This window comes from Mesorhizobium sp. CNPSo 4661, assembly GCF_057784215.1.
Map to the genome: position 1 here is coordinate 262,025 of NZ_JBWGIO010000009.1, position 24,627 is coordinate 286,651.

Consider the following 24,627-nt stretch of genomic DNA (forward strand, 5'->3'; position numbering starts at 1 on the left):
GTCCGGAATTGCGTAAAAACAAAGGGATAGAGCGGCTCGCCGTTTCCGTGAAACGGTGAAACGCTCTAGTACCGGCGACCATCGCGACGGTGCAGCCAGAGATGACAGCGGGACAGCGCCCCCTCTGTCCGGCAGGCCAGCGGGGGCGCGAAGGAACGCAACGGCAAATTTCCCTGACGCCAAATTTGCCTCGGTTCGCGGCGCGCCTCTCTCAACGGCCAAGCAGCGTCTCGACCGCGGCGGCAATGCGCAGCAGCCGGTGATCATCTCCATGCTTGCCCACCAGCATCAACCCGGCCGGCAGCCTGGTGCCGGGCATCGGCAGCGAGATCGCGCAGAGGTCGAACTGGTTGCCGACCTGCGTGTTGCGCAAGAGCAGCCCTTCCGTGCCGTCGCGCAGCGCTTCGTCGCCGGCCATGGCGGCAATGGAGGGCGCGACCATTGGCACGGTCGGCAAGGCCAGCACGTCGACCGTCTCCAGCCGTTCCGCCATGGCCGCTGCAAGCTTGCCGCGACGGCGGATCGTGCGGATATAGGCTGAGGCGGGGACGGCCAGCGCGCGCGACAATGGTCCGGTGACATGCGGATCGACCGGCACGGACGTGTCGCTCTTCAGCCAGTCGGCATGCACTTCGGCGCCTTCCATCGACGCGATCGTGCCGCGCCTGGTGGCAAGGCGCATCTCGGCGATGAGATCGTCGATGGACAAGTCGGCGGCACGGGCGCCGGCCTGGCTGATCCTGTCGATGCAGGACTCGAAAGCTCTGGCGACCTCGGTCTGCGTTTCGCCGAACAGCACGCCGCGCGCAATGCCGATGCGCAGGCCGGCGAGCGAGGCTGGCTGAAGCGCAGCCGGCTCTTGCCCCGCCATGATCGCATCGGTGATCGCGCAATCGGCGACGTTGCGGGCAAGCGGGCCGATCGAATCCAATGTCATCGACAGCGGAAAGGCGCCGGCCAAGGGCACGCGCCGCGCCGTCGGCTTGAAGCCGACGACGCCGTTGAGCGAAGCCGGGATGCGGACCGAGCCGCCGGTGTCCGAACCGATCGAAATCTCGCTCGTGCCTTCGCCGACCGCCACGCCCGCGCCCGATGACGAGCCGCCCGGGATGAGGCTGGGATCGGCCGCATTCCCCGGCGTGCCGTAATGAAGATTGTCGCCGATAGCGGTGAAAGCGAACTCGGTCATGTTCGTCTTGCCGAGGATGACGGCGCCCGCCTGGCGCAGCCTTTGCACGATCGCCGCGTCCCGCGTCGCCGGCACGGCGCCGGCGCGGATCAGCGACCCGGCTGTCGTCGGCTCGCCAGCGACGTCGAACAGGTCCTTGACCGAAACGATCCGACCGTCGAGCGGCCCAAGGCTGATGCCGGCCTTGCGGCGGGCATCGGATGCGTCAGCCGCCGCCCGCGCGGCCTCGGTGTAGAGCTTCGTGTAGACCTTCTCGTCGGCCGCGCGATTGGCAAGACGTGACAGGATGGTTTCAAGACGGTCGCGGACGGATTGCATTTTCGATGTCGGGCCTTGCAAAGTTGCAACGTCTTCTAGGCGCGGCCTGATGTTGGGCCGGCCCAAGAGATAAACCGGCAAGCGTGCCTTTGCACCCTGCCAGCGATGGGAAGATGCTGATGCTGTACAAAGGCAGCTGCCACTGCGGCAAGGTGGCGTTCGAGGTCGAGGGCGAGCTCGGCATGGCCGTGCGCTGCAACTGCTCGATCTGCCGGCGCAAGGGCGCGCTGTTGTGGGCCGTACCGCATGAGACGCTCAATCTGGTTGCCTGGGGCGACGACCTCGGCCGCTACACCTTCGGCAAGGCTCAAATCGCGCATCGCTTCTGCCGCACCTGCGGCATGCATCCGTTTGCCGAGGATGTCAGTCAGGGCGACGAGCGATCCGCCTATGTCAACATCAACTGCCTGGACGATGTCGACATCGCCAGCATCGAAGTCTTAGAGTTCGACGGCCGCTCGGCCTGAAGCTTTGTTTTTACGCAATTCCGGACGGAAAACCGCTACGCACTTTTCCTGGAATTTCTCTATCGGTAGCCGGTCGCATCGGCCGGCTTGCCAGCGTCCTGGACTTCCGGGACATAGCGCCAGGCGTCGGGGCGCGAGCCGTCGAGATCGGCAAAGCCATAAACCTGCGCCAGCCCGCCGCTGGAAAGCGACTGGCCGTTCCAGCGTGAGCGCTTCGGATCCGAGGCAAGCGCCACGACGGCGCGACCGACGAAGCGCGGCGTCTCCGATATGACGAAATGCGGCACATTGGCTGTGGCGTCGCGCCAGTTCTCTTCCCAAACGCCGAATGTCTCCAGCATCATCTCCGAGCGCATCCAGCCCGGTGTCAGCGAGACAGACGTCGCGCCATGCTTTTCAAGATCCTTGGCGTGCGCCCATGCCATGCGGTTCACCGCCACCTTGGCGAGATCGTAGAAGGGCGACAGCCGGTAGTGGTCGGCATTGTATTCGGCGGTGCCGTCGGTGACCTCGACGTGGAGCCCGCCCGGCTGTTCGATCAGCAGCGGCAGCGCGTGATGCGCGGTGATCAGGTGCGTGTCGATCCCAAGCCGCAGCAGCCGCAGGCCGTTGTCCAGATTGTGCTCCCAGACGGACTTGTTCCATTCGAACAGCTTCTCACCGCCCCAGACATCATTGACCAGGATATCGAGGCCGCCCTGCTCCGCGCGGATACGCGCGACAAGCTTCTGCACCTCTTCGGAGATCAGATGGTCGACCTGCACGGCAATGCCCTTGCCGCCTTGCGCGGCAACCAGCTCGGCCGTCTCCTCGATGGTCTCGGGGCGCTGATAGTCCGATTGCCGGGTGCGCGTCGTACGGCCCGTGACATAGACGGTGGCGCCGGCGGCGCCCAGCTCGACCGCAATTCCGCGGCCCGCGCCGCGCGTCGCGCCGGCGACGAGAGCGACTTTGCCTTGAAGCGTCATTGAAACCTCCGAACTTGAACTCAGCACAACGAGGGCTGGCTTTTGCCGCGCCTCTCATTTATAAATGATCATTCGTTTATGAATAAGAGTCAAGATGACCCGGCCAAAGACCCAATCTGACGAGAAGGTGCTGGAAACCGCGTACCGGCTGATGCATGCCGACGGCCCGGAAGCGTTGACCTTCGAAAGGCTGGCGCGAGCCAGTGGCCTTTCAGGCTCGACGCTGGTGCAGCGCTTCAAGAACAAGGCGCTGCTGAAGCAGCGCACCCTGCTCTATGCCTGGGATGGGCTCGACCGAAAGACCGAGGATGTGGCAGGCTCCGTCCCCAGGACGCCGGCCGGCGCCGTCGAGCTGCTGGTCGCTCTCTCGAGCGGCTATGGCGACATCGAGTCCTATGCCGAAGGTTTGCTCGTCCTGCGCGAGGATCTGCGCGATCCGATTCTCAGGGTGCGCGGCGCCGCCTGGAAGGCCGCACTCGGCAGGATGCTCGCCGATTGTTTCGCCGGCGTCCGCGGCATTCCGGACGACATCGGCCTGCTGATGGCAACTCACTGGCAGGGCTCGCTGCTGTGGTGGAGCTTCGATCCCGATGACATGGACCTTACTGCCTATGTCGAGCACAGTCTGAAGCGCTTCCTATCCGCCACGACAACGTTGGCTCGAAACCCTTGAAAGTTCCGCCGGAGAACGATGTGGAGTTAACTATTCCGCCTGAATCGGCCCAATGGTAAAGGTCATCAGGGCCACGGGCATCATCGCGCCATTATAGGCGAAGGTGCTCACCACGCCGGCATGGTCGACCTGCAGGTCGCCTGCTGGCCGAATGCGGAAGTCAGGGTAAAGATCGATCTTCCAAATCAGTCAGGGACGATTCGGGGCCGTAATGTAGGCCGCCTGGTCAGCGAGATGACGTTGACGAAGATCAAAAGACAATTTTCCGATCGGCGGTATCTTCCCTAAAGCTTATCCGAGAGGGCGCGATGAACAGGCGAACGATGCTCGTGGGCGCAGGCGCCGCGCTTGTGGCGGCCGGCGCCGGTGCCGCCGCCTGGCGATCAGCGGTCGGGTCCATGGCCGAATATGAAGCTTTCGCCGCCGGATTGCGCGACCGCCTGACGCCCGATCTTGAGGCCGTGGTCCGTTATGCAACCCTGGCGGCCAATAGCCACAATACGCAGCCCTGGCGGTTCCAGCTTGAAGGGCATGCAATCGAGATCCGGCCCGACCTTCAGAGGCGGACTCCGGTCGTCGACCCCGACGACCATCATCTCTATGTCAGCCTGGGATGCGCCGCGGCCAATCTCACGCTCGCCGCGGCGGCAACTGGCCGTACCGGCGAGGCTTCGCTTACGGCTGACGGCAACGGAATCCGTTACAATTACCTTATGGGCGCGCCGAAAGCGGACCCGTTGACCGACGCCATTCCGAAACGCCAATCGACTCGTGCCGAATATGATGGCCGCGCCACCGCCGCGGCGGATCTCGCCGAGCTTGAGCGGGCAGCAGCGATACCGGGTGTGAGCCTGGCGCTCATCACGGATCGGACGCGGATGAAGCAGGTGCGGGATCTTGTCATTGCCGGCAATGAAGACCAGATGAACGACCCCGCATTCATGCATGAGCTGAAGCAGTGGATACGCTTCAACCCACGCAGCGCGACGGCAAGCGGAGATGGGCTCTTCTCAGCCGCTAGCGGCCGCCCGGTGCTGCCGACCAGCCTGGGCCGGATCGCCCTGGATCGGCTGTTTAGCATCGCTCAGGAGAATCAGAAGTACGCCCGTCAGATCGACTCATCAGCCGGGGTGGCGATCTTCTTTGGCGAGCGGCCGGACCACGATCACTGGATCAGGGTCGGCCAGGCATGCCAGCGCTTCGCTTTGGCCGCGACGAGCCTGGGACTCAAGATCGCCTTCATCAATCAGCCTGTCGAGGTCGCCCGCCTGCGCGCGGACCTCGCGGCGATCGTCGGCGAGACCCGCAGGCCGGATATTGTAATGCGCTTCGGATATGGGCCTGCCTTGCCGTTTTCGCCAAGGAGGCCGGTGGCTTCGGTCATTACATGATGGCGTGGAGGGCTGACATGGCCCGAGGCGGTTGATCCTTCAGCCATGTTGCCGACACCTCCCACCAGGCGGGCACGGCGCATCGGCCGGAGCCTGAAGGCCTGGGTCGATGCGGCAGAAATGGTCCCGACCAGGCTAATCAGCCTGCTTCGGCCCCATCAGGAAGGTCACCAGCGCCGCGAGCAAGGTCGCCACGCCGCCATAGGCGAAGGCGCTCGCCACACCCGCATGATCGACCAGCAGGCCGCCGACGATGGCGCCGAGCGCGATCGCCACCTGGAAGGTCGCGACCATCAAGCCGCCGGCGCTCTCGGCCTGATCGGGCGCGGCGCGCACCAGCCAGGTCTGCAGGCCGACGGGGACGGCGCCGAAGGCAAAGCCCCAGGCGGTGACTGCGACTGCAGCCGTTATCGGCGAAGCGCCAAACACGAGCAGCGTCGCCGCCGACAGGGCGATCAGCAGCGGCGCCAGGCCGACGGCCATCTTAAGGTTGCGCTCGGCCAGGAACGCGCCCGCGAAATTGCCGAAGAAGCCGCCGATGCCATAGGCAAGCAGCACCAGCGAGATCGTCTCGATCGGCATCGCCGGAACGGTCTCCAGGAACGGCCGCACATAGGTGAAGCCGGCGAACTGTCCGGACGCAACCAGCAGCACGACCAGCAGCGCGACGCGGATCATCGGCCGCTTCAACACGGCGAGCAGGGTGCGGAAGCTTGCAACGGTTGTGGGCGGCAGGCTGGGCAGGGTGGCGAGCTGCGCCAGCAGCGCCAGCGCGCCGACGACCGCCGCGATCATGAAGGCGGTTCGCCAGCCCCAGATATCGCCGACATAGGCGCCGACCGGGGCGGCGGTGACGGTAGCAACCGAGACGCCGGTCAGGATGATCGACATGGCGCGCGGCATCAGCCGCATCGGCACCAACCGCAGCGCCATCGCCGCCGACATCGACCAGAAACCGCCGAGCGCAACGCCCAGCACGACGCGGGCAAGAAGCAGCATGGTGAGCGAGGAGGCGAAGGCGGCGACGAGGTTGGAGACGATCAGCAGCACCGAGAGGATCCACATCACCAGCCGGCGGTCGAGCCACTTGGTGACGATCGCCATGGTCGGCGCCGCGATCGCGCCGACGACGGCCGTCGCCGTCACCGCCTGGCCGGCGGCGCCTTCGCTGACGCCAAGGTCCTGCGCCAGCCGCGTCAACAGGCTGGCGGGCAGGAATTCGGCAGTCACCAGACCGAAAACGCCGAGCGCCAGCGAGACCACCGCGCCCCATGCCGGCTCTGTTCGCTCCTCGGCTTCGCTTCCGTCGAGATCGGCGGCGTCGACGACGCCCGTGGCGGGTTCGGTCATGGCAAAATCTCCGATCTGTTTGCGGCGCCACGTAGGAGATGACCCGATCGGACTCCACCCGATACATGCCGGCAGGCGGCTGTGTCAGTTCGATCTGGTTGCGGCGCAATATTTGGCTGCAGTGCAACATAGGGAGTGACTGGCTGGAGTTTCCATGCTAGAAACGCCGAAATGAATTACAATTCGTCCAAAACCATTCTGCAGGCTTCCGGCGACCCGCTGACCGACATGCTGCGCGGCTTGCGCCTCGACGGCGTCGATTACGGCCGCTGCGTGCTGGGCGAGCCCTGGGCCGTTTCCTTCCCCGCGCAGAAGGCGGCGCGCTTCCATTTCATCGGACAGCAGGGCTGCTGGCTGTTTACGCCGGCGAAGGAATGGACCCAACTCTCCGTCGGAGACGCGCTGCTGATCCCGCGCGGCGACGCGCACGTGCTCGCGAGCGCGCCCGGCGTGCCTCCGGTGCCGATCGGCCGCTACACGATCGAGCCGGTCTGCGAGAACATCTACGACGTCTCGAATGGCTGCGACGGCAGCAAGACCTTGCTGTTTTGCGGCTCGATGCATTTCAACCTCGACGGCTCGCATCCGCTGCTGGAAATGATGCCCGACCTGATGCAGGCGCATAAGCTGATGGCGAACGCGCCCGGCATCCAGCATCTGCTCGACGCGATGGCCGGCGAGGTGACGATGGACCGCGTCGGCTCCGGCGGCATCCTGGCCCGTCTGGCCGACGTGCTCGCCGCCACCATCATCCGCTCCTGGGTGGAGAATGGCTGCGGCGACGCCACCGGATGGATCGCCGCCGTGCGCAATCCGGATGTCGGCAAGGTGCTTGCCGCCATCCATCTGCAGCCGGAGCGCGACTGGACGGTGGAGGCGCTGGCCAGGAGGATGGGCGCCTCGCGCTCCGCCTTCGCGCAGCGCTTCGCCACCGTGGTCGGCGAGACGCCGGCCAAATATGTGCTGCGCGTGCGCATGCACCAGGCCCGGCAATGGCTAGGCCGCGACGGCATGCGGGTTTCGGTGGCGGCGTCGAGGCTGGGCTACGATTCGGAAGCCTCCTTCAGCCGCGCCTTCAAGCGGGTGATGGGCGTCGCGCCGAGTCATTTCCGTCACGCCGGCGCCGACGAACAATCCTGATCGCCAGCTGCAGGGCTGGAGGAATTGCCAAGTCTTTTGGACACCGTGTCATTCCCCGTCAGTCGAGACGGCATAAGCTCAAGGGCGGAGGAAACCGCCATGCCTAACCATCTCGCACCGTTTGCGCTTGCCGCACTTGCCGTCTTGCCGAGCCCGGCTTTGGCGCTCGAAGACAGCTACCTGCCCGCCGACAAGATCCCTTACGCCGTCGAAGCGCCGGGCCAGCCGCAGCGCCTCGGCGCGTTATGGGGCGAACGGGCGAAAGGACCGGCCGGCACGCTGCTGAAGGTCCCCGGCAACTGGCGCGCGCCTGTCCATGCCCACACCGCCGATTACCGCGCGATTGTCATCAAAGGCCTCTGGGCGCACTGGCAGATGCAGGGCGGCGAAGCCACCAAGGTCGAGTTGCCGCCCGGCTCCTACTGGACCCAGAAGGCCGACGAGATGCATGACGATGCCTGCCTGTCGGACACCGAATGCGTGATCCTGTTGATCAACGACACGCCTTACGAGACCTATCTGCCGAAATAGCGCAAGAACCGACCGGCGAAATCTCTGTGGGCGAAGCGGCGGGCTAGCGCGCTTCACCGTTTCACGGAAACGGCGAAACGCCCTATCTCTTTGTTTTTACGCAATTCCGGACGAATTGCTCTAGTCAGCTAGCGTGCTTCAGGCTGACGCCGCTGCCCTTGTCGAACAGCATCACCTTGTCCGGGTTCCAGGCAAAGCGCACCGGCTGCTCGATTGTCACATCGGTCCTGGCAGGCACGGTTGCCCGCAGCATCGTGTCGCCGACCCTGAGCGTCAGGATCTTCTCCACGCCATGGTTCTCGACATCGTGGACGCGTGCCTCGACCGGCGCGCCGCTCTCCAGGTAGACGTCCTCCGGACGGATGCCGAAGACGAGTGGCCGACCGTCGGTCGCGCCACTCGTCCTGCCCCCGCCAAAAGTCTTGGCCCCAGGTGACAGCGGCAGTTCGAAATTCACCGGCGCCATCACCGCGCGGTCGTCGACCAGCCTGCCGTCGATGAGGTTCATCGGCGGTGAACCGACGAAGCTCGCGACATAGGTGTCGCGCGGATTGTTGTAGATCTCATGCGGCGTGCCGATCTGGACGATGCGGCCATGGTTGAGCACGCCGACCTTGTCGCCCATCGACATGGCTTCGATCTGGTCATGCGTGACGAACAGGAATGTGGCACCGAGCTGCATCTGCAGGTTCTTCAGCTCCGTGCGCAGCGCCTCGCGCAGCTTGGCGTCGAGCGCCGACAGCGGCTCGTCCATCAGGAACACGCGCGGCTTGCGCACGATGGCGCGGCCGATCGAGACGCGCTGCATCTCGCCGCCGGAAAGCCGGTCGGTCTTGCGGTCGAGCAGATGTTCGATCCTGAGCGTGCGGGCCGCGCGCGCGACGCGGTCCTTGATCTCGGCATCCGGCAGCCGGCGGATCTTCGGCTTCAGCGGAAATTCCAGGTTCTGCCGCACCGTGTAGCGCGGATAGAGCGAATATTGCTGCAGCACCAGCGCCACGTCGCGTTCGGCCGCGCCCCAGTCGGCGACGTCGACGCCGTCGATTAGAACCTGGCCGTCAGTCGGCTTATCCAGTCCGGCGATCAGGCGTAGCGTCGTCGTCTTGCCGGCGCCGGTCTCGCCGAGCAGCACGAAGAACTCGCCGTCGGCTATGTCGAGGTTCAGACCCGTGAGCGCGGTGTGGCTGCCGAATTTCTTGGTGATGTTCTTCAGTTCGATATGGGCCATTACAGCCTTACTCCCAGCGACTTACCGCTTGCGGTGTCGAAAAAATGCGCCTGCTCGGGATCGATGCGGACATGGACTTTCTCACCGGGGCCCGAGACGTAGCCTGCCTTGGTGCGGGCGCGCAGCATCTTGGAGCCGACCTTGAGGTCGACGATGTCGAAGGAACCCAGCGGCTCGATGATATTCGCCTCGACCGGCACGTAGCCGGGCGCTGCGTCGCGGCGGACGAGCACGCCCTCCGGTCGGATGCCGAGCGTCAAGCCACCGTTGGAATGCCCGTTGAGCCTGGACAGGAGCTCGCGCGGAAATTCGAAACCCGACGGCGCGCCGCCGATGGTGACGGTTGCTGCACCGGCCTGATCCGCGACGCTGGCCTCGGCGATATTCATCACCGGGCTGCCGACAAATTGCGCGACGAACAGGTTGGCCGGGTGCGAATAGACATCGTCCGGCGTGCCGACCTGCTGGATGAAGCCTTCATGCATGATGACGATGCGGTCGGCCAGGCTCATCGCTTCGATCTGGTCGTGCGTGACGTAGATCGTGGTCGAGCCTTGCTTGACGTGCAGGCGCTTGATCTCGGCGCGCATCTCTTCGCGCAGCTTGGCGTCGAGCGCGCCGATCGGCTCGTCCATCAGCATCGCCTTCGGCCGCCGCACCAACGCTCGGCCGATCGCCACCCGCTGCATGTCGCCGCCCGAGAGCGCAGACGGCCTCTTGTCGAGCAGATCGGTGATGCGAAGAACCCTGGCGATCTCTCTCACCGACGTGTCGACCTCGCCGCTGCTCATGCGCGTGGCGCGCAGTGGAAAGGCGATGTTCTCGAAGACGGTCATGTGCGGGTAGAGCGAAAAGGACTGGAACACCATGGCGATGTCGCGGTCGGCGGCCTTGAGGTGCTGCACCGGCTTGCCGTCGATCAGGATGTCGCCCTGGTCGATCGTCTCCAGCCCTGCCACCGCGCGCAGCGTCGTGGTCTTGCCGCAGCCCGACTGTCCAAGCAGCACGATGAACTCATTGTCGGCGATGGCGAGGTTCAAATTATGGATGACCTGGACGGCACCAAAGAATTTCTCGATGCCGCGAAGTTCGATCTGCGTCACTGCCGGGCTCCCTCATGCATCGCGGCGCCGGTTTCCTCGCTCTGCTCCGGTGCAATCTTGGACGTGATGTTGAAGCCGATCAGCCCGACCAGGATGATCGTCACACCGTATGAATGCAGGCTGAGGCTCCATGGCTGGCAGAGCGCTACGATGCCCAGCACCATGAGGATTTGCGAGGCCGGCAGCAGGTACTTCTCGTTGATGGCGCGAAAACTCATTTTCGGATTGCTCCGAACGTCACGCCGCGAAGCAGATGGTTGCGCAGCAGGAAGGTGAAGATCGCGACTGGCAACAGGAACAGGAAAGTACCCGCCGCGATCGTGGTCCAGTCCGGCAGGCCGGAGCCGATCTGCGACGGGATGAAGGGCGGCGCCGTCTGGGCGCGCCGGTTGGTCATGATCAGCGCGAAGGCGTATTCGTTCCACGCGGTGATGAAGCAGAACACGGCGGTGGCGGCGATGCCGGTCGCCGCTTCCGGCAGCACGATCTTGAAGAAGGCCTGCATGCGTGTGTAGCCGTCGACGAGCGCCGCCTCCTCATATTCCTTCGGGATCTCGTCCATGAAGCCCTTCATCAGCCAGACCGAGAACGAAAGATTGAAGGCGACGTAGAGGATGATCAGGCCGATATGCGAGTCGTTGAGGCCGACCATCCGGTACATCAGGAACATCGGAATGGCGACCACCACCGGCGGCAGCATGCGGGTCGACAGGATGAAGAAAAGGAGGTCTGCCTCGCCCTTCACCTTGAAGCGTGAGAAGCCGTAGGCGGTGAAGGTTCCCATGCCCACCGCGAGCACCGTGCTGATCACAGCCACGATCAGGCTGTTCATGAACCGGTCGGGATATTGCGAAAGCTGCACGTCCTTGCCGACCTTGAGCACCCGCTCGCCGCCGTCATAGATGCGTTTTTCCCACCAGGGCGCGGCATCGTAGACTTGCGGATCGACGGCCTTCTGCATCTGCACGCGCTTGGTGAAGAGCCGCACGAACGGCGTCACCTCCGGCTCGAACAGCACGGTGGGCGGCACGCTGACGGCGAGCTCCTTCGGCTTGAACGCCGTCGAGGCGATCCAGTAGATCGGCGCCAGGAAGATCAGCGTCGCGATCAGCACCGCGGCGATGGCGATGCGGTTGAATGCGACCTCGGAAGAAGTGCGGACGGCGGCCATGTCAGCGCTCCTTCACCTTGTTGAGATACTTCACGTAGAGGTTGGTGATGGCCAGCACCATGATCAACACGATGTAGGCCAGCGCGCAGGACTTGCCCGTATCCCACTGCTGGAAGGCCTGCTTGTAGAGCCGGATCGCGATCAGTTCGGCGGTTGGCTGGGTCGTCATCGTGTAGGCGATGTCAAAGGTCTTGAAGGCTTCCATGGTGCGGAAGATCAATGCGATCAAAAGGATCGGCGAGACCAGCGGCAAGGTGATGCGGGTGAACGTGTACCACCATCCGGCGCGGTCGATCGCGGCGGCCTCATAGAGATGCTGCGGCACGGCCGACAGGCCGGCGAGCGACAGCAGCATGACGAAAGGCGACCACATCCAGATGTCGGTGATCGCGACCGCGTAGAGCGCGCTGTCGGGATTGGAGAGCCAGGCGAAGTCGCCAAGGCCGAAGACATAGTTGATCGGACCCCAGGACGGGCTGTAGAGCAACTGCCAGAACAGGCCGACGACCGCCGCCGACATCATCATCGGCAACAGCAAAAGCGTGGTGATCAGCCCCTTCATCGGAAAGCTGCGGTTGAGCAGAAGCGCAAGGCCGAAGCCGACGATCATCTGTCCCGCTACCGAAACGATGACGTATTTCGCCGTGATGATGAAGTTCGACCAGATGTGGTCGTCGCTGAGCAGTTCGCGGTAGTTCTGCAAGCCGACGAACTGCCAGGCATCGCCCCGGTTTGCGGCGAAGTTCGTGAACGAATAGCCCAGCGAATAGATCAACGGGAAGATGTTGAAGACGATCAGGAAAACCAGCGTCGGGATGATGAACAGGTTGCGGATGGTCAGATCGGACCAGCCGCGCGCGGCGGCCCTGGAGGCCGGATCAAGATTGGTGAGGGCTACCGAAGCCAACGAATGTCTCCCTGAAAACAGGAATGCCGGAGGGGAAACCCTCCTCCGGCATTCTGACTGCGGTGCTTACTTGTAACGATTGTACTTGGTGAACGTCGCCTTCCAGTCGGCGGCGGTCTTGTCGAGAGCTTCCTGGGCGGTGCCCTTGCCGCCAACCACGAACGGATAGATGTTCTGGTTCAGCTGATCGAGCACTTCGGCATATTCAGGCGTTGCCCAGAAGTCCTTGACCATGAACATCGTGTCGTAGAACGCCTTGTTGTATGGCGTGGCGTTCTGGAAGGCTTCCGACTTCAGCACGGCCTGGCTGCAGGTGTAGCCGCCGAGGTCGGCCCACTTCTTCTGGGTCTCGTCCTTGATGAACCACTCGAGGAACTTCATCGCCTCGTCCTTGTTCTTCGAGTACGAGATGACGGAGATGCCCTGGCCGCCGAGAGCGGCGAAGCGCTTGCCGTCCGGCCCGGCCGGGTTGGCGAAGAAGCCGGTGACGTCGGCATAGGGGTTGGTGGCCTTGTTCACCAGCGGCGGGAAGAAGGCGAAGAAGTTCATGCTCATCGCGGCGAGACCGCCGGTGATCGCCTGGTTGTCCTCTACGAAGAAGGTCTTGCCCCAGCCCGGAGGCGTGAACTTGTAGAGTTCCTTGTACATGTCGAGGCCGGCAGCGGCCTCTTTCGAATTGATGACGCCGTCGACCTTGTAGGTTGCGTAGTCGCCGAGATCGCCGCCATAGCTGAATATGGCGCTCTCGACGCCCATCGCCATCGCGTCATAGGAATTGTCGGTGTAGATGGCGACGCCGTATTTCTTCTGGTCCGGACGGTAGAAGAACTCGGCGATGTCGCGCAACTGCGCGTAGGTCTTCGGAATGTCGAGGTCGTAGCCGTATTTCGCCTTGAAGGCTTCCTTCTCCTTCGGGTCCTCGAACCAGTCCTTGCGGTAGGACCAGCCGATCGCATCGCCCTCCAGCGGGATCGCCCAATACTTGCCGGAACCGCCGGGGTATTCGGCATAGTATTTGATGGTCGCGGGCGCCATCACGTCATTGAGCTTGTGCTTGTTGAAGAAGTCGGTGAGGTCGACATAGTGACCCTGCGTCGAACCGGCGCCGAGCCATTGCGAGTCGCCGACCACCAGGTCGTAGGCGTCGCCATGCGCGTTGAATTCGGTGAAGGCCTTGGTCTGGAAGTCGGGCCATGGCGTGGTCTGCACCGTGACCTTCACGCCGGTTTCGGCCGTGTATTCGTTGACGAGTTCCTGCAGATAGTTCGCCGGATCCCATTCCGCCCAGAAGATGGTGAGTTCCTTGTCCTGCGCGCGGACGGATGTCCCGCAGGCAAGCGCCAGCCCGATACCAGCAATCACGCTGGTCACTATCTTGCGCATAGTTTTCCTCCCTTGTGCGCATTCTACCGCGTCATGTGGACCGGCAACGAAGCCGGCCCTGGTAGTTCCTCCTGTGACGGCACCTCTCCGGTTCCGGGCCTCCTCGCCCTGCCGGAAATGGATCTCGGCCTTCACTATTTGATCCGCTTTATCGGTCTTGATCTGGTATTACCAATTCCAGCTTGGCGTCAAGCGCTTTCTTGAGTGGCCGGCAGCAGCCGAAAAAGGGAAGCATTACGATATCTGCCTGTTTTCCCTTGTTTTTCCTACTCTTTGATACGCAGGACCCTTGCCATGGACTGCCCACTGCAATTAACATTCCGAACCGTCGTCGCAATCTGGTCGAACCAGATTTAGGCCATTGTCGCCCTGGACACTGCCGATTGCGCCTCCGATTCCGCCATTGCGGCGCGAACCAGCGCGCCCGCCGCCCATTGCGCGACCGACATCATCTCGGCGCTGTCCAGCCCCCATATATCCTTCAGCACCGTGACCACCTCGACGCCGAACACCAGCGACAGCGCCTGGGCCAGGCGCTTGAACTGGCGCGGCTTCAAGCGGCCCTTGAGCGGTGCGATCGCATCCTTCAGCAAGTCGACGCGATGGCCGCGCTTGAAGGCCGGTTCCGATCCGAGGGTGCCCGCCTGGCGCCGCGCCCATTGATCGAGCGACAGCTTCAGCGCCGCCTTGAACGTCGCCTCGAAGGCTTCGATGCGCGGCATCGCGGTGGCGAACAGATCCGCCACGCGCCGCTCGGCATCGTCGGACGCCGACTTCCAGGTGAGTATCGGGCCGAGCCCTTCGTCGACCACGGCCTGCACCAGCGCCGCCTGGCTCGGGAAATACCGGTACGCGGTCGCGCGTGACACTTCCGCTGCCTCCGCGACCTCGCTGACCGAAGGGGTCATGCCGGACTGCATCAATCTCGTCGCCGTTTCCAGCATCAGCCGCCTGGTGCGGGCGCGCGGCCCCTTCTCGACGGCCGGCGCGTGGGCGGCATCGTCGGCGGAGACAGCTTGTTGACGTGAGACATCCATATCAATACGATACGCGCGTCTCAAAAATTTGCAATGGCGCAATGCCGGGCAATAATGAGGTCCCCACCAGCGACGAGGCTTTGCCGAGGAGCTTAAGGGTGGGGCAAAAATTGACCCCCACCAGCGACGAGGCTTTCGCCGAGGAGCTTAAAGGTGGGGCAAAAAAGGCGGACGGCGATGCCGGACATGCCGGATGACGGGGAAACCACGGATGGGACGCATCTATGTGGTCGGCACCGCCGACACCAAAGGTGAGGAACTCGCCTTCCTGGCCGATGCTATCGCCAGGGCCGGCGGCGCGGTCACGCGTGTCGACATCGGCACGCGCGGCGCGACTGTCCCGGTCGACATTCCCGCAAGCGAGGTCGCCGCGCATCACCCCAAGGGAGCCGGCGCGGTTCTCGGCGTCGACGATCGCGGCGCCGCCGTTACCGCCATGGGCGCCGCCTTCACCAACTTCATCCGCTCCCGTCACGACATCGCCGGCGTCATCGGCATCGGCGGCGGCGGCGGCACCTCGATCGTCACCGCCGGCATGCGCGCGCTGCCGCTCGGCCTGCCGAAGCTCATGGTCTCGACACTGGCTTCCGGCGATACCGCGCCTTACGTCGATGTCTCCGACATCGTCATGATGCCGTCGGTGACCGACATGGCGGGACTGAACAGGCTCTCCCGCACGGTGCTGCACAATGCCGCCCAGGCCATCGCCGGCATGGCCGCGAAGCCCGCCCCGGCCGCTGCCGGCAAGCCGGCGCTGGGGCTCACCATGTTCGGCGTCACCACGCCCTGCGTGACCGCGATCGTCGACCAGTTGCGCGCCGGCTATGACTGCATGGTCTTCCACGCCACCGGTACCGGCGGCCGCTCGATGGAGAAGCTCGCCGACAGCGGCCTGCTGGCCGGCGTCCTCGACATCACCACGACCGAAGTCTGCGACTTCCTGTTCGGCGGCGTGCTGCCCGCGACCGAGGATCGGTTCGGCGCGATTGCCCGCACGAAACTGCCCTATGTCGGCTCGGTCGGCGCGCTCGACATGGTGAACTTCTGGGCGCCGCCCACGATCCCCGAGCGCTATCGCGGACGCTTGTTCTACGAGCACAATCCCAACGTCACGCTGATGCGCACCACGGCCGAGGAATGCCGCAAGATCGGTGAATGGATCGGCGGCCGCCTCGCCCGATGCGACGGCCCGGTCCGTTTCCTGATCCCGGAAAAGGGCGTCTCGGCGCTTGATATCGAAGGCGGCGCCTTCTTCGATCCGGAAGCCGATGCGGCGCTGTTCGAAGCTATAGAGCGCACGATCCAGCCGGCCAGGGACCGCAACGTGACGCGCCTGCCGCTGCACATCAACGACCCCGCCTTCGCCAAGGCCGCCGCCGAGGCGTTCCTCGACATAGCCAGGAAGTGAGAGACGACAAGCATGGCCGCCATTCCGCGCAAAACGATCCTGGAAAAATTTCGCAAGATGATCGCCGACGGCCTGCCGATCGTCGGCGGCGGCGCCGGCACCGGCCTGTCGGCCAAGGCCGAGGAAGCCGGCGGCATCGACCTGATCATCATCTACAATTCCGGCCGCTACCGCATGGCCGGGCGCGGCTCGGCCGCCGGCCTGCTCGCCTATGGCAACGCCAACGAGATCGTCAAGGAGATGGCCTATGAGGTGTTGCCGGTGGTGAAGAAGACACCGGTGCTGGCCGGCGTCAACGGCACCGACCCCTTCGTCATCATGCCGCTGCTTTTGGCCGAACTGAAGACGATGGGCTTTTCCGGCGTGCAGAACTTTCCGACCGTCGGCCTGTTCGACGGCACCATGCGCCAGAGCTTCGAGGAAACCGGAATGGGTTTTGGGCTCGAGGTCGACATGATCGCCGAGGCGCACAAGCTCGACCTTCTGACCACGCCTTACGTCTTCAATCCGGACGAGGCGCGCGCCATGACCAGGGCCGGCGCCGACATTGTCGTCGCCCATATGGGCGTCACGACCGGCGGCTCGATCGGCGCCACATCGGCGAAAACGCTCGATGCCTGCGTCAAGGAGATCGACGCCATTGCGGACGCCGCGCGCTCGGTGCGCAAGGACATCATCCTGCTTTGCCATGGCGGGCCGATCTCGATGCCCGACGATGCGCGCTACATCCTGGAGCGCTGCGAGGGGCTGCACGGCTTCTATGGCGCGAGCTCGATGGAGCGTCTGCCGGCCGAAGCGGCAATCGCCAGGCAGACGGCGGATTTCAAGGCGGTCGCGATCACGAAAAAGAAGGGATGAGGCTATGGCCGACAGGAGCAAGGTTTTCGTCTACCCGAAGGATGTCAGCGCCTTCGGTTTCGACTGGGGGAAATTGTCGCTGACGGTCGCGCCGGAAGTGAACGGCGCCGAGCGCTTCTCAGGCGGCGTCGTCGACTTGCCGCCCGGCAAGGGCCACACCCGCCACAACCATCCGGGCGCCGAGGAGATCATCTTCGTCATCTCCGGCCATGGCGAGCAGATGGTCGAGGACGAGAAGGGCAATCCGGTGGTGGCGAAGGTCGGCCCCGGCTGCACCATCTACGTGCCGGAAAGCCGCTTCCACTCGACGCTCAATACCGGCGACCAGCCGATGCAGCTTTTCGTCGTCTATTCGCCGGCCGGACCGGAGCTGGTGCTGCGCGAGTTACCGGATTTCAAGCTGCTGCCGGCGGGTCACTGACAGCCTTTCCTTCTCCCCGTTCTACGGGGAGAAGGTGCCCGAAGGGCGGATGAGGGGCAGCGCCGGCCTCCAGGCTCTATGAAGCTCCCCTGTTCCACCCGCGCCCGCGGTCACCGAACATCACATAGCCGGCATCGGTCACCGCCACCGTGTCCTCAAGCTTGATGAAGCCGCGCGTCGGGTGGAGCATGGTCGTTTCGACCGACAGCACCATGTTCTTCTCCAGCGGCTTGGCCGCATAGGTGCCTTCATAGGCGACGGGGTGGTTGGTCATCAGGAACGGCGCTTCATGGGTGATCAACCCCATGCCATGCGCGAAGAAGTCCGTGTAGGCCGCGACCTTGGAGGCCTTCAGCACGCTCTCCGCATGCGCGATCATGTCGCCGCCCAGTACGCCCGCCTTGACCTTGGAAAAAGCCGCCTGCTGCACTGTCTCCACTTCGGCCAGAAGATCCTCCAACTCGGCATCTGGCTCGCCGAGCACGCCCATGCGGCAGAGGTCGCCGATATAGCCGTGATAATTGCCGCCGGAATCGATCGACATCACCTCGCCCGTCTTCCACGCCTGGCTGGACGCCGCGCGGTTGTGGCTGGAACCCAGCGTCAGCAGGCAATATTCGAAATGCGCGCCGCGATTGGTCTCCTCGCGCCGGAGCTGCTCGATGATGTCGGTCTTGCTCGTGCCCTCCCGCGCCCAGGCAATCGTCGCCAGCATGGAATCGGTGATGAGCTCTGACGCGATGCGCAGCTGCTCCAGCTCGGCCTCGGTCTTGATGGCGCGCATGCGCTCCAGCATATCGGTCGCGTCGATCAGCTTGGCATCCGGCAACGCCTTGCGGATCAGCATATAGGCATCCGACGGCAGGAAACCCGGTTCGATGCCGATGCGCGCCGCCGACTTGCCGATCTGCTTGAGATGCTCCACGGCAAGATTGGCGGCGTCGAGCGTGCCCCAGCAGGCGGCATGCAGCGTCGGTGTCCAGAACGGATGGTTCTGGTGCTCGCCGCCTTCCATCTTGTTGCCGATATAGGCGGCATGCTCCGGCCCGCCCTTCTCGTAAAGCACGATCGGCAAATAGCGGCTGTGACCGATGGCATCCATCGCCGCAAAGAAGATGAACTTGTAGCCGCCGAGCAGATATTGGGTGTTGTGCTTGGAGGTGGCGAAGAGAACGTCGATACCAGCCTCTTCCATCAGCCGGTCCACCCGCGCCTGGTCGAACGGAATGCTGCTGACCTCGGTTTTGCCCGGAGCGATGTTCATCTGCCTCTCCCTGTTTTTCATCGGCCGCAGGAGCGCCGAACGTCATGATTTATGGCTGTCGGCCAAATCTGCATCATTTTGACCGCTCTGGTCCAGCCAGAATTGATCACTTTCGCGCCAAAGGCGGTTTCATCCGGAATCTTGACCCGGCCTCTCTATGATCTGGTCCTACCAGATAGAGAAATCGGAGCCTCATTCGGCCGGGTGGTCCAGCGGACGGAAATTTCAAAGCCAAGCCATGATGCGCCAAATCCGTCTCTGGCGAAACCTTTGCCAAGCGCCATAATCGCCGGATTGCCGCGCCTGTCACGGCGCGAAGAGGGGAGTGTGAGCGATGTCCGAATTGACGATTTCACGCCGCGGCCTGCTGGCCGGCTCGGCGCTGCTGCTGGCCTCGACCGCGCTGCCGACCATCGGCTTCGCGCAGGCGCCGAAGAAGGGCGGCCGGCTGGTGCTGGCCGCCGATTCCGAGCCGCGCAACCTCAACCCGGCGATCGTCGCCTCCAACGGCGTCTTCTTCATCTCGAGCAAGATCGTCGAGACGCTGGCCGAAGCCTCCTTCAACGGTAAGGACGGGCTCACGCCGCGCCTGGCGCTTTCCTGGGAAGGCGCGGCCGACGGCCTTTCGGTCACCTTCAAATTGCGCGACGGCGTCAAATGGCATGACGGCAAGCCCTTCACCTCGGCCGATGTCGCCTTCTCGGCGCTGCAGATCTGGAAGCCGCTGCAAAATCTCGGCCGCACGGTGTTCAAGGATCTGCAAGCCGTCGAAACCCCGGACGAGCTGACCGCCATCTTCAAATTCGCCAAGCCAACGCCGTTCCAGCTGATCCGCAACGCGCTGCCGGCGCTGTCGAGCGTCGTGCCGAAGCACCTTTATGAGGTGGGCAAGATCGAGGACAATCCGGCCAACAACGCGCCGGTCGGCACAGGCCCGTTCAAATTCGCCGAATACAAGGCCGGCCAATATTACCGACTGGCGAGGAACGACGCCTATTGGGGCAAGGACGAACCCTATCTCGACGAGATCGTCTACCAGGTGCTGCCCGATCGCACCTCGGCCGCAGCGGCGCTGGAAGCCGGAGAGATCCAGCTCGCCGCCTTCTCCGCCGTGCCGCTCGCCGATCTCGACCGCATCTCGAAGGTGCCCGGCCTGAAGGTCATCACCAAGGGCTATGAGGCGCTGACCTACCAGCTCGTCGTCGAGATCAACCACCGCCGCAAGGAACTGGCCGATCTGAAGGTGCGGCAGGCGATCGCGCATGCCATCGACAAGGATTTCGTCGTCAAGACGATCTTCCTCGGCTATGCCGCGACGGCCACAGGCCCGGTGCCAAAGAACGATCCTCAATTCTACACCGCCGACGTGCCGACCTATCCTTTCGACGTCACCAAGGCCAATGCGCTGCTGGACGAAGCCGGCTACAAACGCGCCGACGACGGCAAGCGCTTTGCGCTGAAGCTGCTGCCGGCGCCCTACTTCAACGAGACAAAGCAGTTCGGCGACTATCTGCGCCAGGCGCTCGCGGCAATAGGCATCGACGCCGAGATCGTCAACAACGACTCCGCTGCGCACATCAAGGCGGTCTACACCGACCATGCCTTCGACCTCGCCGTCGGCCCGCCGGTGTTCCGCGGCGACCCGGCGATCTCGACCACCATCCTGGTGCAGGGCGGCATTCCGGACGGCGTGCCCTTCTCCAACCAGGGCGGTTACAAGAATGCCGACCTCGACGCGCTGATCACCAAGGCTTCGGAGACGCTCGATGCGTCGGCCCGCACCGAGCTCTACAAGGAGTTCCAGAAGAAGGTGGCCGCCGATTTGCCGCTGATCAACGTCGCCGAATGGAGCTTCATCTCCGTCGCCCGCGACACGGTCGGCAACATCGCCAACAACCCGCGCTGGGCAGTGTCGAACTGGGCGGACACCTATTTGGAATCGTGACACACTCGCGCGGATGAAAGTACGCGAGATCATCGTAGAAGCTGAGTTCTACGAGGCCCCCCTCTGTCCTGCCGGACATCTCCCCCTCAAGGGGGGAGATTGGCAGCTTGTCTGTACCGCCAATTCTGCAACGATGGAGATTGGCGAAACCAATGGCGACATCCAATCTCCCCCCTTGAGGGGGAGATGTCCGGCAGGACAGAGAGGGGGGCCTGGGCTCGGCATCTCCTTTTTGCAGCATTCCGCCCCTTCGAGGCGCGCATGACCCGCGCCCTCACCATCCTCCGCCGCCGTCTCGTCGGCAGCGTCTTCGTGCTCCTGGTCGTCGTCATCGGCAGCTTCCTGCTGCTCGAAGCCGCCCCCGGCGACGCGGTCGACGCCTACATCGTCTCGACCGGCGGTGATGCCGGCATGATCGAATTGCTGCGCCACCGGTGGGGCCTCGACCAATCGGAGCTCACCCGCCTCGCCAACTACCTCTGGGCGCTGCTGCATCTCGACCTCGGCCAGTCCGTCACGTTTTCCAGGCCGATCCGCGACGTCATCCTCGAACGCCTGCCGACGACGCTGATCCTGATGGGCAGCGCCACCGCGCTTTCCTTCGGCCTTGGCTCGGCGCTCGGCATCTATGCCGGCGCCCGGCCCCGCAGTTTTCGCGACCGCTTCCTGTCGATCGGTTCGCTGGCGCTTTATGCCGTGCCTGGCTTCTGGCTCGGCCTGGTGCTCATCGTCGTCTTTGCCGTCGACCTTCGCTGGCTGCCGATCGGCGGCATCGAGACCATCGCCTCCGATAAAACCGGGTTTTCCCGCGCCGCCGACGTCGCCACCCATCTCGTGCTGCCGGTCTCGGCGCTCGGCTTCATCTATCTGGCGCTCTATCTGCGCATGATGCGCGCCGGCATGGCCGAGGCCTGGCGGCAGGATTTCGTGCTTGCCGCCCGCGCCAGGGGGCTGACGCGCCGCCGCATCGTGCTTGCCCATGTCGCCCGCAACGCGCTCTTGCCCTTGGTCACCATGCTCGGCCTGCAATCGGCGCAGATGCTGGGCGGCAGCGTGGTCATCGAAAGCGTCTTTGCCGTGCCCGGCCTCGGCCGCCTGGCGCAGGAAGCCGTCGCCGGACGCGACACGCCGCTGCTGCTCGGCATCATCCTGGTCAGCGCCGTCCTGGTCGTCGTGATCAACCTTCTGGTCGACCTCGCCTACGCTGTCCTCGATCCGCGCGTCGGCGCCGGCGAGGCAAGCGCATGAACCGCCTACGCCGTTTCTTGCGCACGCCGGAAGCTGTCGCTGGCGCAATCATCCTGACCCTGCTCGTCGTCATGGCGCTTGCGGCGCCGCTGCTGTTTCCCGGCGACCCGCAGGCGATCGCCGGCCCGGCGCTGCTGCCGCCGTTCCAGGACTGGTCGCTGCCGCTCGGCACCGACCGGCTCGGCCGCGACGTGCTGGCCGAGCTGTTTCATGGTGCTCGTACATCATTGGCGGTCGGCCTGGCGGCGGCCGCCGCGGCGCTCCTCATCGGCGCGGTGGTCGGCAATTTGGCCGGCTTTGCCGGGGGCCTCGTCGACGAAGTGCTGATGCGCATCACCGACGCCTTCCAGACCGTGCCGGGCTTCCTGCTCGCGCTCGCCTTCGTCAGCATTGTCGGCCCCTCGCTCGGCGTCGTCGTCGCGGCAATCGCGCTCAGTGCCTGGACCGGGCCCGCGCGCGTCGCGCGCGCCGAGGTGCTTTCGATCCGCGAGCGCGACTATGTCGCCGGCGCCCGCGTCATCGGCATGCACCCGCTCGAAATCGCCTTTCGCGAGGTGCTGCCCAATGCCCTGCCGCCGGTGCTGGCGTTGTCTTCGGTGATCGTGGCGGCGGCGATCCTGACCGAGGCAGCGCTATCCTTCCTCGGCCTCGGCGATCCCAACCGCGTCACCTGGGGCGGCATGATCGCCGAGGGCCGCACGGTGCTGCGCACCGCGCCCTTTCTGTCGATCGTTCCCGGCGTGGCGCTCGTGTTGACCGTGCTCGGCGTCTACCTCACTGGCGAAGGCGTGGTGGAAGGCACCGCTGTGCGCAGGAGCCTGTCGTGACGGCGCTGCTTTCGATCCGGGATCTTTCGGTGCGGTATCGACGGGACAGCGTCGAGGTGGCAGCGCTGAGGGGCGTGAGTCTGGATATCGAGGCCGGCGAGCGCCTCGCGATCATCGGCGAAAGCGGCTCGGGCAAGAGCACGCTGGCGCTGGCGGTTGCGGGGTTGCTGCCCCGGGGCGCCAAGACTGGCGGGCGCATGGACTGGTCCCTGCCGGCAAGCGCTGGCGCCAAGGCCCCCCTCTCTGTCCTGCCGGACATCTCCCCCTCAAGGGGGGAGATTGGCAGTTCCGTCGCTGGCGCTCACCTTGCGGCCTCGAAAATTGGCGAAAGCGGAGATCACCAGCTAATCTCCCCCCTTGAGGGGGAGATGTCCGGCAGGACAGAGAGGGGGGCGACAGAACGCCGATCATCGGCGATTGGCGAACCCCGACAAGGATTCCGCCTCGGCGGCGACATCGGCTTCGTCTTCCAGGACCCCTCCTCCAGCCTCGATCCGGTGATGCCGATCGGCAAGCAGATCGTCGAGGTCGCCCGCACCCATCTCAACCTGAGCTGGCCACAAGCCTACGCCAAGGCCGCAACCCTCCTCGAACGCGTCCGTCTCCCCGATCCGGACTCGGCCCTCCGCGCCTACCCGCACCAGCTCTCGGGCGGCCAGAAGCAGCGCGTGGCCATCGCCGCCGCAATCGCCGCCGGGCCGAAGCTGCTCATTGCCGACGAAGCGACCAGCGCGCTCGACACCATCGTCCAGGCCGAGATCGTTTCCCTGATCCGCCGGCTGGTCAGCGAGGACGGCATGACGATGCTCTTCATCAGCCACGACATCGCGCTCGCAGCCGCGCTTGCCGATCGCATCGCGGTGCTGCGTCACGGCGAGTTGGTCGAGTTCGGAGAGACCAGCCAGACCCTCAACGCGCCGCGCCATGCCTATACGCGCTCCCTGCTCGCGGCTCACCTCGGCCTGGAGGCCGAGCCGTTGCTTGACCGGCAAGGCGCCTCGGCATGAGCATGCTTGCCGTCTCCAGTCTCGCCAAGCGCTATCATCGTGGCGGCAAGCCCTTCGCGGCGGTCGACGACGTCTCGTTCGAGATCGGCCCGGCGGAGACGCTGGCGCTCGCCGGCCCGTCCGGCAGCGGCAAATCGACGATCGCCAGGCTGGTGCTGCGGCTGACCGAGCCCGATGCCGGTCGAATCGCATTCGAAGGTGCGGACTTCCTCGCGCTGTCGGGCGCCGCGCTGCGCGCTCGCCGCGCCCGCCTGCAGATGGTGTTCCAGGATCCGCTCGCCGCCTTCAATCCGCGCGCCACGGTGGCGCGCGTGCTGGACGATCCGTTGCGCATCCACAACATCGCCTCGCGCGCCGAGCGCCCACGCCGGATCGCGGCGCTGCTGGAACACGTCGGCCTCGACGCCAACCTAGCCACGCGCGCCGTCCACGAGATTTCCGGCGGCCAGCGTCAGCGCGTCGCGATCGCCCGCGCCATCGCCACACAACCGTCGCTGATCGTCCTCGACGAGGCGGTGTCGGCGCTCGACGTATCGGTGCGCGGGCAGATCCTGGAATTGCTGCTCGACCTGCAACGGCAGGAACGGATCGCCTATCTGTTCATTTCCCATGACCTCGGTGTCATCCGCGCCGTGGCGCACCGCGTCATCATCCTCGATGCCGGCCGGATCGCCGAGAGCGGCGATGCCCGCGCCGTCATCGCCGACCCGCAGTCGGCGATTGGCAAGGCGTTGGTGGCGGCAACGCCAAGATTGACCAGGAACCGACCATGATCCCGCAAGTGGCAACCGGT

At 64.6% G+C, this 24,627-nt stretch carries 24 protein-coding genes; 13 read left to right on the forward strand and 11 right to left on the reverse strand.

Going from position 1 to position 24,627, the window contains the following annotated elements:
- Positions 1-211: 211 nt before the first annotated feature.
- Positions 212-1,507 carry an amidase gene (locus tag AC0YKC_RS15810; RefSeq protein WP_488511696.1) on the reverse strand — a complete coding sequence of 432 codons (1,296 nt, stop codon included), beginning with the start codon at positions 1,505-1,507 and terminating at the stop codon, positions 212-214.
- Positions 1,508-1,626: 119 nt separating this feature from the next.
- Between AC0YKC_RS15810 and AC0YKC_RS15815 the strand changes: the two genes are divergently transcribed.
- Positions 1,627-1,974, forward strand: coding sequence for a GFA family protein (locus AC0YKC_RS15815; RefSeq protein ID WP_488511697.1), 348 nt, complete (start codon positions 1,627-1,629; stop codon positions 1,972-1,974).
- A 59-nt stretch (positions 1,975-2,033) separates the two neighbouring features.
- Here AC0YKC_RS15815 and AC0YKC_RS15820 read toward each other — a convergent pair whose 3' ends face one another.
- Positions 2,034-2,942 carry an SDR family oxidoreductase gene (locus tag AC0YKC_RS15820; protein ID WP_488511698.1) on the reverse strand — a complete coding sequence of 303 codons (909 nt, stop codon included), beginning with the start codon at positions 2,940-2,942 and terminating at the stop codon, positions 2,034-2,036.
- Positions 2,943-3,036: 94 nt separating this feature from the next.
- Here AC0YKC_RS15820 and AC0YKC_RS15825 point away from each other — a divergent pair, with 94 nt between their 5' ends.
- Positions 3,037-3,615 carry a TetR/AcrR family transcriptional regulator gene (locus AC0YKC_RS15825; RefSeq protein ID WP_488511699.1) on the forward strand — a complete coding sequence of 193 codons (579 nt, stop codon included), beginning with the start codon at positions 3,037-3,039 and terminating at the stop codon, positions 3,613-3,615.
- Between the two features lie 308 nt (positions 3,616-3,923).
- Positions 3,924-5,006, forward strand: a complete 1,083-nt coding sequence (locus AC0YKC_RS15830; RefSeq protein ID WP_488511700.1) for an Acg family FMN-binding oxidoreductase — start codon at positions 3,924-3,926, stop codon at positions 5,004-5,006.
- Between the two features lie 135 nt (positions 5,007-5,141).
- Here AC0YKC_RS15830 and AC0YKC_RS15835 read toward each other — a convergent pair whose 3' ends face one another.
- Complete coding sequence (locus tag AC0YKC_RS15835) at positions 5,142-6,356, reverse strand: MFS transporter (RefSeq protein ID WP_488511701.1); 1,215 nt, start codon at positions 6,354-6,356, stop codon at positions 5,142-5,144.
- Between the two features lie 171 nt (positions 6,357-6,527).
- Between AC0YKC_RS15835 and AC0YKC_RS15840 the strand changes: the two genes are divergently transcribed.
- On the forward strand, positions 6,528-7,496 hold the full coding sequence (locus AC0YKC_RS15840) for an AraC family transcriptional regulator (protein WP_488511702.1): 969 nt from the start codon (positions 6,528-6,530) through the stop codon (positions 7,494-7,496).
- A gap of 99 nt (positions 7,497-7,595) precedes the next feature.
- The gene (locus AC0YKC_RS15845; protein WP_434724072.1) at positions 7,596-8,027 is read left to right on the forward strand and encodes a DUF4437 domain-containing protein; all 432 of its coding nucleotides are present in this window, start codon (positions 7,596-7,598) and stop codon (positions 8,025-8,027) included.
- A 124-nt stretch (positions 8,028-8,151) separates the two neighbouring features.
- Here the strand turns inward: AC0YKC_RS15845 and AC0YKC_RS15850 are convergent, their stop codons facing one another.
- The 7 genes from AC0YKC_RS15850 to AC0YKC_RS15880 all read right to left on the reverse strand — a co-directional run bounded on the left by AC0YKC_RS15850 (position 8,152) and on the right by AC0YKC_RS15880 (position 14,856).
- Entirely contained in the window at positions 8,152-9,255 is a 1,104-nt protein-coding gene (locus AC0YKC_RS15850; protein ID WP_488511703.1) for an ABC transporter ATP-binding protein, read from the reverse strand.
- Positions 9,255-10,358: an ABC transporter ATP-binding protein gene (locus AC0YKC_RS15855; protein ID WP_320296968.1), complete on the reverse strand. Its 1,104-nt coding sequence runs from the start codon at positions 10,356-10,358 to the stop codon at positions 9,255-9,257. Before AC0YKC_RS15855 ends, AC0YKC_RS15850 begins: the two co-directional genes overlap by 1 nt.
- Positions 10,355-10,576, reverse strand: coding sequence for a hypothetical protein (locus AC0YKC_RS15860; RefSeq protein WP_320296969.1), 222 nt, complete (start codon positions 10,574-10,576; stop codon positions 10,355-10,357). The genes AC0YKC_RS15855 and AC0YKC_RS15860 overlap by 4 nt, the downstream gene beginning before the upstream one ends.
- The gene (locus AC0YKC_RS15865; protein WP_320296970.1) at positions 10,573-11,529 is read right to left on the reverse strand and encodes a carbohydrate ABC transporter permease; all 957 of its coding nucleotides are present in this window, start codon (positions 11,527-11,529) and stop codon (positions 10,573-10,575) included. Before AC0YKC_RS15865 ends, AC0YKC_RS15860 begins: the two co-directional genes overlap by 4 nt.
- 1 nt (position 11,530) lies before the next feature.
- Positions 11,531-12,436 carry a carbohydrate ABC transporter permease gene (locus AC0YKC_RS15870; RefSeq protein WP_320296971.1) on the reverse strand — a complete coding sequence of 302 codons (906 nt, stop codon included), beginning with the start codon at positions 12,434-12,436 and terminating at the stop codon, positions 11,531-11,533.
- A gap of 66 nt (positions 12,437-12,502) precedes the next feature.
- Positions 12,503-13,819: an ABC transporter substrate-binding protein gene (locus AC0YKC_RS15875; protein ID WP_320296972.1), complete on the reverse strand. Its 1,317-nt coding sequence runs from the start codon at positions 13,817-13,819 to the stop codon at positions 12,503-12,505.
- A 353-nt stretch (positions 13,820-14,172) separates the two neighbouring features.
- On the reverse strand, positions 14,173-14,856 hold the full coding sequence (locus tag AC0YKC_RS15880; protein WP_488511704.1) for a TetR/AcrR family transcriptional regulator: 684 nt from the start codon (positions 14,854-14,856) through the stop codon (positions 14,173-14,175).
- 211 nt (positions 14,857-15,067) lie between these two features.
- Between AC0YKC_RS15880 and AC0YKC_RS15885 the strand changes: the two genes are divergently transcribed.
- From AC0YKC_RS15885 to AC0YKC_RS15895, 3 genes are read left to right on the forward strand one after another with little or no spacing between them, the layout of a single operon-like run.
- Positions 15,068-16,264, forward strand: coding sequence for a Tm-1-like ATP-binding domain-containing protein (locus AC0YKC_RS15885; protein WP_488511705.1), 1,197 nt, complete (start codon positions 15,068-15,070; stop codon positions 16,262-16,264).
- Between the two features lie 12 nt (positions 16,265-16,276).
- Positions 16,277-17,122: a phosphoenolpyruvate hydrolase family protein gene (locus tag AC0YKC_RS15890; protein WP_488511706.1), complete on the forward strand. Its 846-nt coding sequence runs from the start codon at positions 16,277-16,279 to the stop codon at positions 17,120-17,122.
- Between the two features lie 4 nt (positions 17,123-17,126).
- Complete coding sequence (locus AC0YKC_RS15895) at positions 17,127-17,543, forward strand: cupin domain-containing protein (RefSeq protein ID WP_488511707.1); 417 nt, start codon at positions 17,127-17,129, stop codon at positions 17,541-17,543.
- 76 nt (positions 17,544-17,619) lie between these two features.
- Here the strand turns inward: AC0YKC_RS15895 and AC0YKC_RS15900 are convergent, their stop codons facing one another.
- On the reverse strand, positions 17,620-18,807 hold the full coding sequence (locus AC0YKC_RS15900) for a M24 family metallopeptidase (protein WP_488511708.1): 1,188 nt from the start codon (positions 18,805-18,807) through the stop codon (positions 17,620-17,622).
- Between the two features lie 334 nt (positions 18,808-19,141).
- Between AC0YKC_RS15900 and AC0YKC_RS15905 the strand changes: the two genes are divergently transcribed.
- From AC0YKC_RS15905 to AC0YKC_RS15925, 5 genes are all read left to right on the forward strand, one after another.
- A complete protein-coding gene (locus tag AC0YKC_RS15905) occupies positions 19,142-20,752 on the forward strand; it encodes an ABC transporter substrate-binding protein (protein WP_488511709.1) in 1,611 nt (536 codons plus the stop codon).
- Between the two features lie 261 nt (positions 20,753-21,013).
- On the forward strand, positions 21,014-22,000 hold the full coding sequence (locus AC0YKC_RS15910) for an ABC transporter permease (RefSeq protein ID WP_488511710.1): 987 nt from the start codon (positions 21,014-21,016) through the stop codon (positions 21,998-22,000).
- On the forward strand, positions 21,997-22,827 hold the full coding sequence (locus AC0YKC_RS15915; protein WP_488511711.1) for an ABC transporter permease: 831 nt from the start codon (positions 21,997-21,999) through the stop codon (positions 22,825-22,827). Before AC0YKC_RS15910 ends, AC0YKC_RS15915 begins: the two co-directional genes overlap by 4 nt.
- Positions 22,824-23,834, forward strand: coding sequence for an ATP-binding cassette domain-containing protein (locus AC0YKC_RS15920; RefSeq protein WP_488511712.1), 1,011 nt, complete (start codon positions 22,824-22,826; stop codon positions 23,832-23,834). The genes AC0YKC_RS15915 and AC0YKC_RS15920 overlap by 4 nt, the downstream gene beginning before the upstream one ends.
- Positions 23,831-24,607 carry an ABC transporter ATP-binding protein gene (locus AC0YKC_RS15925; RefSeq protein ID WP_488511713.1) on the forward strand — a complete coding sequence of 259 codons (777 nt, stop codon included), beginning with the start codon at positions 23,831-23,833 and terminating at the stop codon, positions 24,605-24,607. Before AC0YKC_RS15920 ends, AC0YKC_RS15925 begins: the two co-directional genes overlap by 4 nt.
- Positions 24,608-24,627 lie beyond the last annotated feature (20 nt).

Excerpts from the sequence above, each read along its gene's own strand:
- AC0YKC_RS15810 (WP_488511696.1), bottom strand. The coding sequence starts at position 1,507 with ATGCAATCCGTCCGCGACCGTCTTGAAACCATCCTGTCACGTCTTGCC.
- AC0YKC_RS15815 (WP_488511697.1), top strand. The coding sequence starts at position 1,627 with ATGCTGTACAAAGGCAGCTGCCACTGCGGCAAGGTGGCGTTCGAGGTC.
- AC0YKC_RS15820 (WP_488511698.1), bottom strand. The coding sequence starts at position 2,942 with ATGACGCTTCAAGGCAAAGTCGCTCTCGTCGCCGGCGCGACGCGCGGC.
- AC0YKC_RS15825 (WP_488511699.1), top strand. The coding sequence starts at position 3,037 with ATGACCCGGCCAAAGACCCAATCTGACGAGAAGGTGCTGGAAACCGCG.
- AC0YKC_RS15830 (WP_488511700.1), top strand. The coding sequence starts at position 3,924 with ATGAACAGGCGAACGATGCTCGTGGGCGCAGGCGCCGCGCTTGTGGCG.
- AC0YKC_RS15835 (WP_488511701.1), bottom strand. The coding sequence starts at position 6,356 with ATGACCGAACCCGCCACGGGCGTCGTCGACGCCGCCGATCTCGACGGA.
- AC0YKC_RS15840 (WP_488511702.1), top strand. The coding sequence starts at position 6,528 with ATGAATTACAATTCGTCCAAAACCATTCTGCAGGCTTCCGGCGACCCG.
- AC0YKC_RS15845 (WP_434724072.1), top strand. The coding sequence starts at position 7,596 with ATGCCTAACCATCTCGCACCGTTTGCGCTTGCCGCACTTGCCGTCTTG.
- AC0YKC_RS15850 (WP_488511703.1), bottom strand. The coding sequence starts at position 9,255 with ATGGCCCATATCGAACTGAAGAACATCACCAAGAAATTCGGCAGCCAC.
- AC0YKC_RS15860 (WP_320296969.1), bottom strand. The coding sequence starts at position 10,576 with ATGAGTTTTCGCGCCATCAACGAGAAGTACCTGCTGCCGGCCTCGCAA.
- AC0YKC_RS15865 (WP_320296970.1), bottom strand. The coding sequence starts at position 11,529 with ATGGCCGCCGTCCGCACTTCTTCCGAGGTCGCATTCAACCGCATCGCC.
- AC0YKC_RS15875 (WP_320296972.1), bottom strand. The coding sequence starts at position 13,819 with ATGCGCAAGATAGTGACCAGCGTGATTGCTGGTATCGGGCTGGCGCTT.
- AC0YKC_RS15880 (WP_488511704.1), bottom strand. The coding sequence starts at position 14,856 with ATGGATGTCTCACGTCAACAAGCTGTCTCCGCCGACGATGCCGCCCAC.
- AC0YKC_RS15885 (WP_488511705.1), top strand. The coding sequence starts at position 15,068 with ATGGGACGCATCTATGTGGTCGGCACCGCCGACACCAAAGGTGAGGAA.
- AC0YKC_RS15890 (WP_488511706.1), top strand. The coding sequence starts at position 16,277 with ATGGCCGCCATTCCGCGCAAAACGATCCTGGAAAAATTTCGCAAGATG.
- AC0YKC_RS15895 (WP_488511707.1), top strand. The coding sequence starts at position 17,127 with ATGGCCGACAGGAGCAAGGTTTTCGTCTACCCGAAGGATGTCAGCGCC.
- AC0YKC_RS15900 (WP_488511708.1), bottom strand. The coding sequence starts at position 18,807 with ATGAACATCGCTCCGGGCAAAACCGAGGTCAGCAGCATTCCGTTCGAC.
- AC0YKC_RS15905 (WP_488511709.1), top strand. The coding sequence starts at position 19,142 with ATGTCCGAATTGACGATTTCACGCCGCGGCCTGCTGGCCGGCTCGGCG.
- AC0YKC_RS15910 (WP_488511710.1), top strand. The coding sequence starts at position 21,014 with ATGACCCGCGCCCTCACCATCCTCCGCCGCCGTCTCGTCGGCAGCGTC.
- AC0YKC_RS15915 (WP_488511711.1), top strand. The coding sequence starts at position 21,997 with ATGAACCGCCTACGCCGTTTCTTGCGCACGCCGGAAGCTGTCGCTGGC.
- AC0YKC_RS15925 (WP_488511713.1), top strand. The coding sequence starts at position 23,831 with ATGAGCATGCTTGCCGTCTCCAGTCTCGCCAAGCGCTATCATCGTGGC.